General features: G+C 71.6%; 17 protein-coding genes. 6 read left to right on the forward strand and 11 right to left on the reverse strand.

The genetic code is table 11. The features are described from left to right. Both AB0C28_RS52090 and AB0C28_RS52095 read right to left on the reverse strand, forming a co-directional pair. Positions 1 to 1,291, reverse strand: a 1,291-nt coding sequence (locus tag AB0C28_RS52090) for a SulP family inorganic anion transporter (protein WP_358084493.1), incomplete at its 3' end; no start/stop codon positions are given. A gap of 291 nt (positions 1,292 to 1,582) precedes the next feature. Beyond that, positions 1,583 to 2,185 carry a helix-turn-helix domain-containing protein gene (locus AB0C28_RS52095; RefSeq protein ID WP_358084384.1) on the reverse strand — a complete coding sequence of 201 codons (603 nt, stop codon included), beginning with the start codon at positions 2,183 to 2,185 and terminating at the stop codon, positions 1,583 to 1,585. A gap of 66 nt (positions 2,186 to 2,251) precedes the next feature. Here AB0C28_RS52095 and AB0C28_RS52100 point away from each other — a divergent pair, with 66 nt between their 5' ends. The 5 genes from AB0C28_RS52100 (at position 2,252) to AB0C28_RS52120 (ending at position 7,910) form a co-directional block, all read left to right on the forward strand. Next, complete coding sequence (locus tag AB0C28_RS52100) at positions 2,252 to 4,243, forward strand: ATP-binding domain-containing protein (protein WP_358084386.1); 1,992 nt, start codon at positions 2,252 to 2,254, stop codon at positions 4,241 to 4,243. Between the two features lie 84 nt (positions 4,244 to 4,327). After that, complete coding sequence (locus AB0C28_RS52105; protein ID WP_357849586.1) at positions 4,328 to 4,612, forward strand: hypothetical protein; 285 nt, start codon at positions 4,328 to 4,330, stop codon at positions 4,610 to 4,612. Positions 4,613 to 4,659: 47 nt separating this feature from the next. After that, positions 4,660 to 5,256 carry a CoA pyrophosphatase gene (locus AB0C28_RS52110; RefSeq protein WP_357849589.1) on the forward strand — a complete coding sequence of 199 codons (597 nt, stop codon included), beginning with the start codon at positions 4,660 to 4,662 and terminating at the stop codon, positions 5,254 to 5,256. Between the two features lie 343 nt (positions 5,257 to 5,599). Beyond that, entirely contained in the window at positions 5,600 to 6,259 is a 660-nt protein-coding gene (locus AB0C28_RS52115) for a lysophospholipid acyltransferase family protein (RefSeq protein WP_357849592.1), read from the forward strand. A 49-nt stretch (positions 6,260 to 6,308) separates the two neighbouring features. Beyond that, positions 6,309 to 7,910, forward strand: a complete 1,602-nt coding sequence (locus AB0C28_RS52120; protein WP_358084389.1) for a penicillin-binding transpeptidase domain-containing protein — start codon at positions 6,309 to 6,311, stop codon at positions 7,908 to 7,910. On the opposite strand, the gene AB0C28_RS52125 is transcribed toward AB0C28_RS52120, so the two are convergent. From AB0C28_RS52125 to AB0C28_RS52150, 6 genes are all read right to left on the reverse strand, one after another. Next, positions 7,897 to 8,868: an alpha/beta hydrolase gene (locus AB0C28_RS52125; RefSeq protein ID WP_358084391.1), complete on the reverse strand. Its 972-nt coding sequence runs from the start codon at positions 8,866 to 8,868 to the stop codon at positions 7,897 to 7,899. The two genes, AB0C28_RS52120 and AB0C28_RS52125, sit on opposite strands and share 14 nt — an antisense overlap. A gap of 170 nt (positions 8,869 to 9,038) precedes the next feature. Then, a complete protein-coding gene (locus AB0C28_RS52130) occupies positions 9,039 to 9,686 on the reverse strand; it encodes a PadR family transcriptional regulator (protein WP_358084394.1) in 648 nt (215 codons plus the stop codon). 97 nt (positions 9,687 to 9,783) lie between these two features. Beyond that, positions 9,784 to 10,620: an alpha/beta hydrolase gene (locus AB0C28_RS52135; protein WP_358084397.1), complete on the reverse strand. Its 837-nt coding sequence runs from the start codon at positions 10,618 to 10,620 to the stop codon at positions 9,784 to 9,786. A 159-nt stretch (positions 10,621 to 10,779) separates the two neighbouring features. Continuing rightward, on the reverse strand, positions 10,780 to 11,316 hold the full coding sequence (locus tag AB0C28_RS52140; RefSeq protein WP_358084400.1) for a hypothetical protein: 537 nt from the start codon (positions 11,314 to 11,316) through the stop codon (positions 10,780 to 10,782). Between the two features lie 52 nt (positions 11,317 to 11,368). Then, entirely contained in the window at positions 11,369 to 11,854 is a 486-nt protein-coding gene (locus AB0C28_RS52145; protein WP_358084403.1) for a DinB family protein, read from the reverse strand. A gap of 105 nt (positions 11,855 to 11,959) precedes the next feature. Continuing rightward, positions 11,960 to 12,586, reverse strand: a complete 627-nt coding sequence (locus AB0C28_RS52150; RefSeq protein WP_357849614.1) for a class I SAM-dependent methyltransferase — start codon at positions 12,584 to 12,586, stop codon at positions 11,960 to 11,962. Between the two features lie 173 nt (positions 12,587 to 12,759). On the opposite strand from AB0C28_RS52150, the gene AB0C28_RS52155 reads away from it, so the two are divergent. Next, on the forward strand, positions 12,760 to 13,359 hold the full coding sequence (locus AB0C28_RS52155; RefSeq protein WP_358084406.1) for an XRE family transcriptional regulator: 600 nt from the start codon (positions 12,760 to 12,762) through the stop codon (positions 13,357 to 13,359). A 142-nt stretch (positions 13,360 to 13,501) separates the two neighbouring features. Here the strand turns inward: AB0C28_RS52155 and AB0C28_RS52160 are convergent, their stop codons facing one another. From AB0C28_RS52160 to AB0C28_RS52170, 3 genes are all read right to left on the reverse strand, one after another. Further along, the gene (locus AB0C28_RS52160) at positions 13,502 to 13,972 is read right to left on the reverse strand and encodes an OsmC family protein (protein ID WP_357849619.1); all 471 of its coding nucleotides are present in this window, start codon (positions 13,970 to 13,972) and stop codon (positions 13,502 to 13,504) included. 355 nt (positions 13,973 to 14,327) lie between these two features. Continuing rightward, positions 14,328 to 14,744: a hypothetical protein gene (locus tag AB0C28_RS52165; protein ID WP_358084408.1), complete on the reverse strand. Its 417-nt coding sequence runs from the start codon at positions 14,742 to 14,744 to the stop codon at positions 14,328 to 14,330. A gap of 160 nt (positions 14,745 to 14,904) precedes the next feature. After that, positions 14,905 to 15,735, reverse strand: a complete 831-nt coding sequence (locus AB0C28_RS52170) for an alpha/beta hydrolase (RefSeq protein WP_357849625.1) — start codon at positions 15,733 to 15,735, stop codon at positions 14,905 to 14,907. Positions 15,736 to 16,047: the final 312 nt, after the last annotated feature.

Below are 16,047 nucleotides of genomic sequence, written 5' to 3' on the forward strand. Positions count from 1 at the left end.
CGCGGCGGGTTTGGGTGTGGTGGGGCGGGCCGCGCCGGGGGGCCGGGGGGGGGGGGGGGGGCGGGGGGGGGGGGGGGGGGGGTTTGCGGGGGGGGGGGGGGGGGGGGGGCGCCCCCCCCCCCCACGCCAGCGCTCCGGCCACCACCAGGCCGAGGATGACGGCCAGGACGGTGTCGAGGGTGAGGGTGGCGACGGCGGTCAGGACGAGCACCAGGCCGTCGCCGCGGGTGCTGCGGAACATGGCGCGTACGGCGTCCATCTCCACCATCCGCACGGCCGTGGCCAGCAGCACGCCGGCGAGCGCGGCGAGGGGGATCTTGGCGACGAGGCCGGCGGCCAGGTAGACGATGGCGCCCAGGATCAGGGCGTGGGCCAGCGCCGCGAGCCGGGAGTGAGCGCCTGAGCGCACGTTGACGGCGGTGCGCACGATGGCGCCGGTGCCGGGCATGCCGCCGAACATCGGTGTGACGAGGTTGGCGATGCCCTGTCCGAACAGCTCCCTGTCGGGGTCGTGCCGGTGGTGTCCGGTCATGTTGTCGGCGACGGCGGCCGACAGGAGCGACTCCAGCGCCGCCAGCGCGGCCACGGCGACGGCCGGGGCGAGCAGCGACGGCAGCACCTGGAGGTCGAGGAACGCCAGCGACGGCGCGGGCAGCCCGGCGGGCAGGTGGCCGATCCTGGCCAGCGGCAGCCCGGCCAGCTCCACGACGAGGGTGACGGCGGCCACGACGACGAGCGAGAGCGGCAGCGCCGGCCGTACGCTCGCCACCACCAGCAGCACCGCCGCGACGGTCAGCGTGGTGGACATGGCCCACCAGTGCGGCCTGGACAGGAAGTCCATGACGGCGTGCCAGGCCACGACGGCGATTTTGTCGCTGTCGTGGGCGGGGACCCCGAGCGCGTGCGGGAGTTGCTGCAGCGCGATGACGCCGGCCATGCCGACGGTGAAGCCGGCGACGACGGGCGCCGGCACCAGGGCCATGTAGCGGCCGGCGCGCGCCAGGGCCAGCCCGACGAGGAGCAGCCCGGCGAGCAGGCCGACGGTCAGGACGCCGGTGGCGCCGTGGGCGCTCATGATCGGCATGAGCACGACGGTCATGGCGCCGCTGGTGCCCGACACCTGCAGGGCCGAGCCGCCGAACAGCGCGGCGAGCGCTCCGGCGACCACGGCGGTGGCCAGGCCGGAGGTGGCGCCGAGGCCGGAGGAGATGCCGAAGCCGAGCGCCAGCGGCAGCGCGACGATCGCCACCGTGAGGCCGGCCAGCAGGTCGTCACTGGGACGGTCGCGCATGGCGGCCAGCGCGGCGCGTTCGGGCAGCACGCTTCGGACGCGGCCCCAGCTCGCGGCGAGCACCGCACTCACGTTGTGTCACCGTTCGAGCCGATCCTGTGACTGCATGCACGCATGAAAGGTTCGCCCATGATCACTCCTTCTGGGTAAAGACAACCCCACCTTGTCCCCAATTGCATAACTTTGCAATTGGTGAAGAGATCGTCAGCGTATCAACTGCACCCCGTCTCACCTGGCCAAACTGGGCGGGGAAAGGTGTTCGCCAGGCGTGAAAACGCCCGCTGGGTAAAGTCAGGCGGACAACATCGCGAAGGCCCGTCCGGCCGCGCGCACCGCCTCCGGCTCCACCTCGGCCATCGGGCGGCCGTCGGCGAGCATCGACCAGTTGCGCCGGGCCAGCACCCGTTGCGTGGCCATCACCTGGCCGGCCAGCAGTGCCGCGGTCAGGCGGTCATGGGGTCCCTCCAGCGCCTCCGCCAGGGCCTCCTCGTCGCGGGCCATGTGCTGGTGCAGCCGCGCCAGCAGGCTCGGCGCGGTGGAGAACACCAGGCGGTGGTACGCCACCACGTCAGGATGGTCGTTGAGCCCCGTGACGGGGTCGTGCGCGGCCAGCCGGTCGAGGAAGTGGCGGAGCAGCGCCTCCAGCGGGCTCAGCCCGGACTCCCGCTCGCGCACCACCCGGGCCGACTCCCCGAGATGGTCGGCGATGCGGTGCAGGACCAGGTCCTCCTTGGACGCGAAGTACTTGAACAGCGTCGGCTTCGAGACTCCCGCCGCCGCCGCGATCTCCGTCACGGGCACCTCATCGAAGCCGCGCTCCAGGAACAGCCGGATGGCCGCCTCCGAGATCGACTCGTGCACCCGCCGCCGCTGCAGCTCCCGCAGTCCCGTCATAGACGCACTCTATCAAAGTGTTAACCTGGTCAATCTCTTAACCCGGTTAACGTTTTTGGAGGTGTGATGGGAACGCTCGACGAGGAGCGCGAGCACGTCGAACGCTGCCGGGCCGGCCTGCGCAGGATGCTGGACGGCGCACGGGACAACGTGATCGTCGGTGAGACCGTGGCCGGCGACCGCTACAGCGCCGAACGCCTGGGACGCCACCTCAAGAGCCTGGCCAAGGAGCTGAGCGAGGAGCCCGACGGCCCGCCGTTCTTCGGCCGGCTCGACTTCGGCGCGGACTCGGCCGAGCACGGCGGGCGCGCGTACCACATCGGCAGGCGGCACATCAGCGGCGAGCGCGGCGGCCCGCCCGAGGTGATCGACTGGCGCGCGCCGGTCGCGCGGGCGTTCTACCGGGCCAGCGCCCGCGACCCCCTCGGTGTCGCCGTACGCCGGCGTTTCGGCTGGTCGGACGGCACGCTGACGAGCTTCGAGGACGAACGGCTCGCGCGCGGCGAGGAGGGCGGAGGCACGCTGCTCGCCGCCGAGATCGAGCGGCCCCGCGTCGGCCCGATGCGCGACATCGTCGCCACGATCCAGCCCGAGCAGGACGATCTCGTACGCGCCGAGCTGGACACCTCGATCTGCGTCCAGGGCGCGCCCGGCACCGGCAAGACCGCCGTCGGCCTGCACCGGGCCGCCTACCTGCTCTACGCGCACCGCCGCCGCCTCGGCCGCGACGGCGTGCTGGTGCTGGGCCCGAACCGGGCCTTCCTCGGCTACATCTCCGCCGTCCTGCCCGCGCTCGGGGAGGTGGACGTCGAGCAGACCACGCTGGAACGGCTGCTCGCGACGGTCCCCGTCACGGCCGAGGACACGGAGGAGGCGGCCGTGGTCAAGCACGACGTACGCATGGCACGGGTGCTGCGCCGGGCCCTGTACGGCCGCGTGCGCAAGCCGGTCGAGCCGGTCGCGATCGCCGACGGCTCCTACCGCTGGCGCGTGCCCGAGGACGAGCTGCGCCGCATCGTGGACGACACCCGGCGCGAGTCCCTCCCCTACGGCGTCGGCCGCGAACGCGTCAGGGCCCGCGTGGTGGCGGCCGTGCGCCGCCAGGCCGAGTCGCGCGGCGCGACGGCGAACGCCGCCTGGCTGCGCCGGATCGGCCGCGGCGTCACCGCGTGGCTGGACGGCGTCTGGCCCGCCGTCAAACCGCAGGAGATCCTGTACGAGGTGCTGCGCGGCCCCTCGGGCGACGCCCCCGACCCGGCGCGCGGCGTGCTGACCGAGGCCGAACGCGCGGCCGTCACCTGGGCCAGGCCGCCCCGCGGCGTCAAGAGCGCCCGGTTGACGGCGGCCGACCTGGTCCTGCTGGACGAGCTCGCCGGTCTGATCGAGCGTCCGCGCGGCTACGGGCACGTCATCGTGGACGAGGCCCAGGACCTGTCGCCCATGGAGTGCCGGGCCGTGGCCAGGCGCAGCGAACACGGCTCGCTGACCGTGCTGGGCGACCTGGCGCAGGGCACCACGCCGTGGGCCGCCACCTCGTGGGCGCCGCGCATGGAGCTGCTGGGCAAGCCGGACGGCGAGGTGATCGCGCTCACGACCGGCTTCCGGGTGCCGGCGGCGGTGGTGGATCTGGCCAACACGCTGCTGACGGCGCTGGAGGTGCAGGTGCCGGCGACGCGCTCGTACCGGTCGGACGGCCGGCTGCGGGTGACGCGCGCCGCCGGGCTGGGCGAGGGGGTGGTCGCGGCGGTGCGCGACGCGCTCACGTTCGAGGGCTCGGTCGGGGTGATCGCGGCCGACGCCGAGGTGGAGGCGCTGACGTCCGCGCTGTGGAACGACGGCCTGGACGTGAGCGGCCGGCTCAGCGTCGTGCCCGCCTCGCTGTGCAAGGGCCTGGAGTACGACCACGTCGTCCTGGCCGAGCCGGCCGCCATCGCCGAGGCGGAGCGGCGCGGACTCAACCGCCTGTACGTGGCCCTCACCCGTGCCGTCTCCCGCCTCGACGTCGTGCACGCCCGGCCGCTGCCGCCGGAGCTCGCCCTGCCCGCGGCAGCCGCCTGAAATGGGCAGATGCCGGGTACGCGTGGCTCGACAGGGCCTGCCGTTCGGTGTGTGATGTGGTTCACCCTCAGGAAGGAGCCGCCCGTGACCGCTTCGCAGGACCCGCCCCCAGGCGACGATCCCGGCCGGCCGCCACCGCCGGCTCCCGCGCGCCGGCCTCGGGTGAGCGACCAGGTCCTGTCGATCATCGGGTTCGTCTGCGCCGTGGTGGCCGTCCTGTACGTCCCGGTGCTGTTCGGCCTGGCGGGCGTCGTGCTGGGCATCGTCGGCCACACCCGCGGCGAGCCCCTGGGCCGCTGGGCGGCCATCGCCGCGGGCGCGGCCATGCTGGCCGGGACGATGCTCAGCATCCTGCTGGTCCCGCGCTGACGTACGGCTCCAGGGCCGTCCGTGCGGCCCCGTGCGATCCTTGAGGGGTGCTTTCGCCCATCGACGCGCTGCGCGAGCAGGTCACCGCCCGGTTGTCCGCCTTCGACCGCCGGCAGGTCCCGCCGGCCGGGGGCGTGCGCCGCGCCGCCGTCACCGTGTGCGTGCTGGAGGACGCCGGAGGCGGCCCGTACGTCATCGTGATCAGGCGCGCCGCCAGGGGCCGCAACCCCGGGCAGTGGGCGCTGCCCGGCGGGCGGGCCGACGACGGCGAGCAGCCCGTGGCGGCGGCGCTGCGCGAGCTGGCCGAGGAGACCGGCGTCACCGGCGTCGAGGTGGCCGGGCTGCTCGACGACTTCGTCACCGACTCGGGGTTCGTGATCACGCCGGTGGTGGCGTTCGGCGGCCGGCAGGAGCCGGTGCCCGATCCGCGCGAGGTGGCCTCGGTGCACGCGGTGCCGCTGGAACGCTTCCTGGCGCCGGGGGTGCCGCGCTGGAAGGGGAAGCTGCTGCAGATGCCGCTGGGGCCCTCCATCGTGATCCACGCGCCGACGGGGGCGATCCTGTGGCAGTTCGCCGAGGTGGCGTTGCGGGGGCGCGAGCAGCGGGTCTTCGACGTGGCCCAGCCCCACTGGACCAGGACCTGAGGGTGGCCCAGCCGTACTGGGCAGGGGGCCTGATGCTCGGCTCGGCCGCCTGGAGCGAGGGCCTGAGGGCCCGCGACCTGTCGAAACCACGCTCAAAGCGGAAGCCGCGATTACCTTTCCTGCCGGACGGTGTGCTTAACTCAAGATTGCCGATGTGGTCTGTGTCCCCCGGGCCGCAAATTACCGCCTTCACGGAATACCGTTCGGCTGGAGCCGTGTTGTGCACCTCGCCGAGGAGGCGACCGCCACATCGGCCTAAAAGCTTTCCCAGGCGTCCCGCCGCACCGGCGGGGCGCCTGCTTTATTGTGGGGTGGCCGCCCGCCCGATGATCAGGAGAGCTCGTTGCTGTACGAAGTGGTCAAGTTCGCCTCCGCGCCGCTCGCCAACGCGATGTGCCGTCCGCACATCTCCGGCGCGGCGCACGTGCCGCGGACCGGCCCCGCGATCCTGGCCGTCAACCACCTCTCGATCCTCGACTCGTTCCTGCTGCCCGCGCTGCTGCCCCGCCACGTGACGTTCACGGCCAAGAACGAGTACTTCTCCGGCAACCCCGTCTCCGGCTTCTTCATGCGGCTGGGCGGCAGCCTGCCGATCGACCGCGAGAGCGCGCACGCCGCGCAGGCCATGCTCGACGACGCCGCCGCGCTGCTGGAGCGGGGTGAGCTGTTCGGCATCCACCCGGAGGGCACCCGCTCCCCCGACGGCCGCCTCTATCGTGGCAAGATCGGGGTGGCCTGGCTGGCGCTGAAGACCGGCGCGCCGGTGCTGCCGGTGGCGCTCAGCGGCACCGAGAAGGTGCTGCCCGTGGGCGCGAAGGTGCCCAGGCCCGCCCCCATCGGCATCACGATCGGGGCGCCGATGCGGTTCGAGGGCGACCACACCAAGGCGCGCGACCGGCGGCGGGTGACCGACGAGATCATGATGGCCATCCAGCGGCTGTCGGGGCAGGAATACGTGCCGACCTACGCGGCCAGTTACAAGGCATCCAATGGCATGTCATAGCACGACGCCGGGCTCGGACGCCTGGCGTCGGGAAACAGGGGGCTGATCAGTGGCACGGGGTCGTACCATCGCGATCGTTTCCGGCGCCACCGTGCTCGCGGTGGGGGCCGCGGCCGGCGGGGCGTACTACGTGCTGCACACCAGGGGCACCCCGGCCGAGACCGCGCAGCGCTTCGCCGCGGCCTGGCAGGCCGGCGACAAGAGCGCCATGACCCGCGAGCTGGCCACGCCGCAGCAGCTGGGCGCCTACGACCAGCAGCGCAGCGCGCTCGCGGTCGAGTCGGCCGCGATCAAGCTGGGCCGGGTCACCGAGGGCGACGACCGCGCCACCGTCCCCTACACCGCCACGCTCAACCTGAAGAACCTCGGCGAGTGGACCTACGAGGGCGAGATCGGCCTGGTGGTGGCCGACCGCACCTGGAAGGTCGACTGGAAGCCCACGACGCTGTACCCGTCGATGACGCAGGGAGCGGCGTTCTCGCTCAAGACCAGCTGGCCGGACCGCGCCAAGATCACCGACGCCTCCGGCGAGCGCATCGACACCGGCACGGTCGGCGGGTCGGTGCAGCAGCTCGTCGGCTACCTCGACAAGGCCACCAAGAAGGACGTGGCCAAGCTGGGCTCGGCCTACAAGGTCGGGCAGGCGGTGGGGCGCGGCGGGTTGCAGGAGACCTTCCAGAAGCGGCTGGCCGGCCGGCCCGCGACCGAGATCCGGCTCGGCGACAAGACGCTGAAGACCATCGAGGGCGCCGAGGGCGAGCCGGTCGAGACCACGCTCGACCCCGAGGCGCAGGCCGCCGCCGTGACCGCGATCAAGACCGTCAAGAAGCCCGCCTCGCTGGTCGCGATCCGGGCTTCGACGGGCGGGATCCTGACCGTGGTCAACAACGTGGGCGGGTTCAACCGGGCGCTCGACGGCCGCTACCCGCCGGGCTCGACGTTCAAGGCGGTCACCGCGATCGGGCTGTTGGCGGCCGGGATGTCACCCGAGGACAAGGTGACCTGCCCCATGTACGCCAACGTCGGCGGGCTCAAGATCCGCAACTCCGACAAGGAGGAGTTCGGCAGCCTGTCGTTCCTCGACTCCTTCGCCCACTCGTGCAACACGACCTTCGCGCCGCTGGCCGAGCAGAAGCTGGGGACCGACAAGCTGCTCGAAGCTGCCGAAAGCGTCGGCTTCAACCAGCCGCTCAACATCGGCGTGCCCGCCGCCAAACCCAGCTTCCCCAAGGCCACGTCGGACGCCGAGCTGGCCGCCGAGGCGTTCGGGCAGGCCAGGATCACGGCCAGCCCGCTGACGATGGCCTCCGTCGCCGCGGCCATCGCCGACGGCACCTGGCGTCCGCCGACACTGGTGCCCTCGATCAAGCAGAAGGCCACCGAACGCGAGCTGCCCGACGGGGTGAAGTCCGGGCTGCACACGATGATGTCGGCCGTGGTCACCAAGGGCACCGCCAAGTCGGCGGGGCTGCCCGCGGGCACTCACGGCAAGACGGGGACGGCGGAGTACGGGACCGGCGAGAAGCTGGAGTCGCACGCCTGGTTCATGGGGTTCAAGGGGGATGTGGCGTTCGCCGTGGTCGTGGAGGGCGGGGGCGGCGGCGGGGCCGTCGCCGCCCCGGTGGCGGCCACGTTCCTCAAGCATCTGTGAGGCTGGAGCCCTCCGGGTCGGCGGCGTCCAGGTTTGCGGCATCCGGAGCGGTGGCGTTCGGTTTTGCGGCACCTGGGTCGTTTGCGTCCGGGTTGGCGGCGTCCGGATTTGCGGTTTTCAGGAGGAAGCGGCGGATTTCGGTGGCCACCCGGTCGGGGTGGCCGCGCTGGGCGGCGTTGGAGGTGGCGCTGTGGTCGAGGCCCTCCATCAGCACGCGGCGGGCGCGCGGCAGGACCCGCTCCAGCCCCGCGAGTGCCGAACGCAGGTAGGCGGGGCTTCTGGTGCCGCCGAGCAGCAGCACCTCGGCCCGTACCGGACGGTACACCGCCAGGTCTCCTGCGGCCCGCGCGGCCAGCTCCAGGTCCTGGCGCAGCGTCGGCGCCAGCTGCCCGAACGACTGCCCGTCCTGACGCTTCAGCATCAGGGTGGTGAGCAGCTCCAGCACCGGACGGGGCAGGGCCTGGAAGATCGGCGGGCCCAGCCGGGCGGCCTTCATGCCGGTGACGAGCGCGGCCGCGGTCTTGCCTGCGGCCAGCTCGCGGTCCAGGCGCGGCAGGCAGTCTGACGGGAAAGCGTTCGCGTCCTCGAACAGCGGGGGCTCGAAGACGACGGCCTTGCGTATGTCCGGACGTTCGAGCAGGGTGCGCAGCGTGATGATCGCGCCTGAGCTGACGCCGGCCACGTACGGCGCTTGCGTGGCGTCGAGCAGCGCCTCCAGGTCCTCGATCTCGCTCCGCAGGCCGTAATCGGGGCCGGCCGGGCCGCTGCGGCCCCGTCCTCGGCGGTCGGGGAGGTAGCAGGTGAAGGCGTCGGACAGGGCCTGGGCCAGCTCGATCTGGCTGTGTCCTGTCTGCATGGCGCCGTGCAGGATCACCAGGCCGGGGCCGTGCCCGACCTCGTGGTAGGCGATCTCGGTGCCGTCGGCGGACGTGACAGTGCCGATGGTGGTCGTGGTCATGGGGCTCCCATCGTTTCTCGTTTCCGTACGGAAGGTCCGTACGGTCTGCACGCGAAGGAAGCCCGGCTATCGTGGGATCTGCCATCTCGTGGGCCGGGGCTCCGCTTCGCGGGTCTTTCGGTCGGCGAGGTCTCCCGGCGGTGGTGTTGCCGCACCTCCGCCGGGCTTTTTCACTCTTCTGTCGCTCCCCTTTCCGCGAGTTCGGCGAGGCCGGGCGGCATGCGGCCGGTCCGGTGAAAGTCGCGCCAGGCGTCCAGGCCGGGGAAAGTGCCTTCGGCCAGCTCCACCAGCAGCGAACGCACCCAGCCGGCCTGCGCCTCCAGCATCGCCAGCGCGTACTCGGACTCGACGAGGAACAACCTGGGCAACTCGCCCCGCTGCTCCTCCAGCGCCCGCCGGTCGGCCTCGATCCGCTCCTCCAGCGACCCGAGCCGGCGCCGCAGCAGCTCCGTCACCTCGTCGGGGGTCAATCCGCCCATCACCGACAGGCCGGCCTCGAACGAGGACGGCTCCAGCTTGGGGGTGGACAGCAGCTCGCGGGTCCAGTCCTCGGCCTCCCGGCGGCCCGCCTCGGTGACGCGGTAGACGGTCCGCTCGGGACGGGCGCCCTGCCGTCCGCTCTCGACCGCCTCCAGCAGGCCGTGTTTGTCGAGGTTGCGGACGACCGTGTAGAGGGTGCCCCATTTGATGGGCATGTCCTGGTCCTTGCCACGGGCACGCAGGATGGAGGCCATCTCGTACGGGTGCATCGGGCGCTGGACGGCGACGGTGAGCACGGCCAGAGCCAGCAGGTTACTCACCGGGCGCCGTTGGGCCATGCCGCACCTTCCCCTACTCCGTATACTCGTGTGCGAGTATACGGCGGCGAGTATTGGTCCGGCAAGGGTTGTTCGTGACTCTGCGGTTCCGGCGCCTTCAGCCGGACCAGAACCGGTCGAGTTCCGCGCAGATGAAGTCGGTCCGCTCCTGGAACACCCAGTGACCGCACTGCTCGATGACTCCGCCGTACGCGTTCGCCGCGATGGCCCTGGCACTGTCGAAACAGTGGGCGCCGAACGACGACCGGCCGCCCCACGCCATCATCGGCACGGTGAGTTTGTCGGTCGTCAGCCGCTTCGTCTGCTCGGCCGCCTCCGGTATGGAGCCGTACAGGTTGAGACTCGCGCGCAGGTTGCCGGGCTGGCGCATCTGCGTCACGTACGCCTGGATCTCCGATTCGGGCATCGCGGTCGGGTCGTAGGCGAAATCGCGGAAGAAGTGCCGCAGGTACTGCTCCTCGCGGCCCTCGACGAGGAAGCGGGTGACGTCCATGTTCATGTGCAGGACGAGGTGCCAGTACGCCACGCGGGGATCCACGTAGCCCGGGTAATCGAGGCCGAAGAACGGCGTCTCGATCGCCGACAGCGACAGGGCACGATCGGCCGCCAGGTAGGCGAGAGCGACGGAAGCCGGCCCGCCGAGGTCATGGCTCAGGATGTGGAAACGCTCCGCGTGCTCGGCGTCGGCCAGGCCCAGCAGGTCGGCCGCGATCGTCATGGGGTCGTAGCCGCTGAACGGCTTGTCGCTGTCGGCGAAACCCCGCAGGTCCGGGACGATGAAACGGTACTTGTGGCCCAGCCGCTCGATGACGACCAGGTACTCGCGGTGCGTCTCCGGCCAGCCGTGCAGGCACAGAACGGCCGGCCCGGAACCGGCGGTGACGTAGTGCAGCCGGACCCCGTTGGTCTCCGCCCGCTGGTGTTTCACGTCCATCAGAACCCCCCGTCCTGACATTTCCCACCCCGTCCCATGCACGGGCAAGGATCAGGCAACCGCTGCGCATGCACGCGCTCGGCGTTACGAACCGGCTTCGCCTGGTTCCCTGGCGGCCCGGCGTACGGCATAAGCGGCGGCCAGAAGTGAGAGGCCGAGTCAGATGGACGGGAGGTCCCGGCCGTTCACGGGAAGCGCGTCGAAAACGACGACCAGGAAACGCTCGCTGCCCAGCACCCTGCCGAAAGCGTTCGCCAGGACGTTGACGCATCCACCGGCGACCAGAAATGCGGTCACGGCGCGAGCGAACCGCCGTCCGCGCCATTTTCCCGTCAGCGCCACCAGCGGTGCGGGAAAGGCGAACAGCAGCAGCGCGGACTCGATGACCGTCAGCCAGAACACCGGCGAATTCCCGCGCACGATCATCGAGGCGAGCGCGCCGATCCCCAGGCCGGCGTCCGGGTTCGCGATGTCGCAGGAACCTGGTGTCGTCCTGGCCCAGCCGCACGGGGAATACATCGTCGGCAACAGAGCTGACACAGCAGCGGCTAATCGCCATAAGACCGCTCGCATATTTCCCGCCTCTCGGAAGTGATCGTCAGACGGAAAGGGAGTATGCCATGCGGGAAGAACAGCGATTGGGCCGGATTTCAGCGGGCCGGCCCGGCGGACGGCGCTCAGGAAGAGCAACGCCACGACCGCTGCTTGAGACCTCGGACTTCCGGTCTGGAAATGCTGCTGGGGTTGGTCAGCGGCCGGTCGCGCCGTCGATCAGTTCGCGCAGGATGTCCGCGTGGCCGGCGTGGCGGCCGGTCTCCTCGATCAGGTGGGTGAGCGCCCAGCGGACGCTCGGCCCTGGACGGCCCGGCCTGGGCAGCGGGGCGCCGAGGTCGGTGCAGCCGTCGAGGACGTCGTTCGCGCGCTCGACCGTCTCCCGGTAGCGGCCGACGACGTCGGCGACGCTGTCCGCCGGCGCGGCGTGGAACGTCGCCTGCCAGCGGGTGACCTCCTCCCCGAGGAAGGTGGCGCGTTCGACGAAGGTGAGGTGGTTGAGCAGGCCGAGCAGGTTCGTACCGGAGGGTACGGCGGGGGTGCGGACTTGGGGTTCAGGGGCGCCGTCGACCTTCGCGGCGATCGACGCGCGCAGGTAGTCGAGGAAGCCGCGCAGGACCTCGATCTCGGTGCCTCCGGTACGGGGTGGCGGAGTGTCGCGGCGGCGGGAGGCGGTGGGCATGGTGATCCCCTTCGTACGGGAACGGCTCCGGCGCGGGCCAGGCCGTGCGGGGTCGTCGCGAGCTCGGACCGGCACATGGTCGGACTCGGACCGACATGTGGATGGTCAAGCTGTGCGGCGGATGAGGAGGACGTGGTCGGTGACCTCGGCGGTGCGGCCGCCGGGTCCGGTCGCGATTCGGCGGGGCGCGTCGGCGCGCTCGACCGTCCACGCCGCCGGGTCCAGGCCGATGCCTGCGGCGATCTCCTGCGGGGACGGATAGTGAGCGTCGGGGTCTTGCTTCCATGACCACGGCATGCTCGAACCGTGATCGACCACCAGCAATCGCCCGCCCGTACGCAGCGCGTGCGCAGCCGTACGCAGGATGGCCGGACGGTCCACGTCGAACGGGGTGTGCAGGTAGTGGGCGCAGATCAGGTCGAACTCGCCCTGCGGGAACGACTCGTGCAAGGCATGCCGTTCCGTGACGATCCGGTCGTCCAGGCCGGATGAGCGGGCGAGGCCGGCGAGCCGCTCGACCGCGACGGCCGAGATGTCGACGGCGGTGACGTGCCACCCCTGGCGGGCGAGCCACAGCGCGTCACCGCCGTCGCCACAGCCGAGGTCCAGCGCGTCGCCGGGCGGCAGATCGGCGACCGTCTCGGCGAGGCGGTCGTTCGGGCGCGGGGCGGTGGCCGCGGGCCGGGCCGCGTAGAAGCCGTCCCAGAACGTGGTCATGTCGGTGGTGCTCATCGAAACTCCCTCTGCTGCCGGGTGGCTGCGCTCATCAGGACGTTCACGATCCGAATGCCGCACCAGGCCGGAACGCGTGTCAGGCCGTAAGGCGCCTCAAATCGGAACTCGCTCAGTCTCCCCAGACCTGCCCGATCTGGCACGCGTTCTTGCGGTTCTGGCAAGATGGCCTCGTGGACGGCGCGACGGAGGAGGTGCTCGGCGCGGTGGGACCGCGGCTGCGGGCGCTGCGCCGTGCGCGCGGGATCACCCTGGCCGACCTTGCGGCGACGACGGGAGTCTCGGAGAGCACGCTGTCCCGGCTGGAGAGTGGGCAGCGCCGGGCGACGCTGGAGTTGCTGCTGCCGCTGGCCCGCACCTACGACGTCCCGCTGGACGACCTCGTCGGCGCCCCGCGCACGGGTGACCCCCGGATCCATCTGAAGCCGATCCGGCGGTACGGGATGATCTTCGTTCCGCTGTCCCGGCGACCCGGCAGCACGCAGGCGTTCAAGATGATCATCCCCGCCCGCCCCGAACCGCTCGAACCGACGCCGCAGACGCACGAGGGCTTCGAATGGCTGTACGTGCTCAACGGCCACCTGCGGCTGGTGCTCGGCGAGCGCGACCTGACGATGACGGCTGGCGAGATCGCCGAGTTCGACACGTCGCTGCCGCACTGGCTGGGGAGCGCGGACGGCGGCGCGGTGGAGCTGCTGGTCCTGTTCGGCCTGCAAGGGGTACGCGCGCACGTACGCGCCCGGCCTCGGCAGTCGTCCCACGACGAGAGCTAGACGCGGCGGGAACCGGACGCAGCCGAAACCGGGCACGGCGGAACCAGACACCGCCGGAACGAGACGCGGCGAAGGCGGCGGGCGAGACGGCGGCGCGAGAACGAGCGGCTCAGGCCAGGTCGTCGCCTGGCCCAGACCGCGGTCAGGCGGCCGTTTGGACGGTCGGCTCGTGGCGGACCGGGAAGTTGACCGAGGCGGCAATGTAGCAGGACTTGTGGGCGTCGGCGTGCAGCGCGAGGGCGGTTTCGGTCATCTCGGGCGCGGCCACCGTGACCATCGGGTGGAGCACCACCTCGGTGAAGTGGCCGCCGTCCGCGGTCTCGGCCATCGTGCCGGTCGCCGTGTCGGCGTACGCGGTGACGACCACCCCGGCCATGGCGCATTTGTGCAGGTACCAGAGCATGTGGCACTGGGAGAGCGAGCCGAGCAGCAACTGCTCGGGGTTCCAGCGGGCCGGGTCGCCACGGAAGGCGGGGTCGGCGCTGCCCGGGATGGTGGGCGGGCCCTCGGCCGACAGCTCGTGCTCGCGGCCGTAGTCGCGGTAACCACTGGTGCCCGTGCCTTTGTCGCCGGTCCAGGTCACGACGGTCTGGTACGTATGCTGGCGGCTCATCGACGATCTTCCTCACTGCCTGGGTCCCCCTGGTGGGGCTCCAGATCACGTTAGCGAAACGGGCCTGGCATCCTGTCAGCCGGGCATAGCGCGGCCGGCCCAGCAATCGGGTACACGGCTGCAGCCCCGTCCGGCCCTTGTGGACGCCCTGCTCCGCGGCCGGGCACTGCCGCTGACGACGCCGTTCGGGCAAGGGGTCGAGCACGATATCCCATCAGCGGCCAAGACCCCTGACCACCGGTGAGGGCACGGTCTGACCCCAGGGCTCGGGCATCGGTCCAGCGGACGAAAGTACTCACTCGCCAGCGGCCACCAGGCACCGGGTCTGCCCGATCAGCGGACCCCGTAGCTCCGACTAGCTGACCGGATTGTCGAGGACGGTCACTGTCGTCTGCTCGCCGTCCAGCCAGTCGATCTCGATGCCGACCCCGGTGGCTGCCTCGATGAAGGCGAGCGCCGTGGCGCGTCTGCCGTCGAAGTCCTCGCGGTCGAGCGTGCGCAGCAGTTCGTCGGACGGCGGGTCGCCGTACGTGCACTCCAGGAACCCGTACCCGCCGTCGCCCTCGAAGACGAAGAGCAGGGTGAGGTCCTCGTTCAGAGCCAGCTCCATGGGGTGGTCCACGGTGAGTTCCTCCGGGTCGCGCCCTCCGTTCATCCGCCACAGGAGGTCGTCCGGCGTCATCTCGTCGTCGAAGGGCTGCACCACCGTCCAGCAGGCGCCGTCCGTGAGCCACTGGTGCCGTTTGAAGAGAGCGCGGTAGTGATCAAGCATATGATCATCATGGGGCATCAGCAGGCCGGGAGGAATGGTCCGGCTGCGCTTTCCGCACCCTGCTGCTGGTCGTCACGGCTGGTCGGCACTGCAACTCGTCGCCACAGCTCGCCGCCACAGGCCGTCACCACAAGTTGCCCCAACAGGCCGTCACCGGGTGTCAGAGCCGGCTGCGCAACCAGTCCAGGCCGGATTCGGCGTGGGTGACGATGGTGAAGTGGCTGTCGCCCTCGCAAAGCCGCAGTTCGGCGTTCGGGCAGTGGGTCGCGAGCCACTTTCCGTGGGTGGCGGGGATGATGCGGTCCTCGGTGCCGTGCAGCAGGAGGGTCGGGGCCTCGATGGCGGCGGGGTCGCAGCCCCAGGCGTGGGTGTAGGAGACGTCGTCGTCGATCTGGCCGTACGGGCCGGCGTCGAGGGCCGGTTCCGAGACCTTGCCCAGCCATCCCCACGGGCCCTCGAACAACGCCAGGTCCGCGGCGGTGAACTCGCAGTCGTAGGGGAATGCGGACGTCGCCAGTGCCGTGCGCACGTCGCGGCCCGCCGCCGCCGTGCCCAGCGCGGCCACCCCGGACGGGACCATTCCCGCGAACCAGTCGAGCCCCTCCACGCCGTACGGGGCGATGCCGGCCAGGGTCAGCACCGCTTGGACGCGGCTGCCCAGCGACGCGGCGCATCCCAGGGCGTAGGTTCCGCCGCCGGAGTAGCCGGCGACGGCGAACCGGTCGAGGCCGAGGGCGTCGGCGACCGCCGCGGTGTCGCGGGCGATCGACGCCACGCTGCGGCCGGGGTCGGGGCTGGAGCCGCCGTAGCCCGGTCGGTCGAAGGACACCCATCGCAGGCCGAGCCTGTCGGCCGCGGCGAAGAGCGGCTCCGGCGGGGCGCCCAGGTTCGGCGTGCCGTGGTGCCATACGACGGGCAGCCGTCCGTTCTCCGCGGCGTCGTAGACGTGCAGCGTGCGGCCGTCGCCCATCGTGAGGTCCCGTTCGATCATCTTCGGGACTTTACCCCTGCTCACGCTGGGGTTCCCAGCGCCGGGTCACCACCGCTGAGGTACTCGGTGGCGGGTCACCGCCCGCGAGGTGACGGCCCCCCGCCACCGTGGTCCCGCCACCGTGGTCCCCCCACCAACAGGGAGCCTCGCCAGGGTCGGCAGGAGGTCGATCAGGGCGCCCGGCCCACCGCGACGGTTTCCCCTGGCACCTGGCCGTGGGCAACGGGCTTGCCAGGACGTCTGCGACGGCCCTGCTCGGACACCCGGTCGGCTGCGAATGCCTCCCCCGGGCCGGCTTGTCCCGGGCGTGGG

The sequence above is a fragment of the Nonomuraea sp. NPDC048892 genome (assembly GCF_040649735.1).
Classification (GTDB): Bacteria; Actinomycetota; Actinomycetes; order Streptosporangiales; family Streptosporangiaceae; genus Nonomuraea; species Nonomuraea maheshkhaliensis.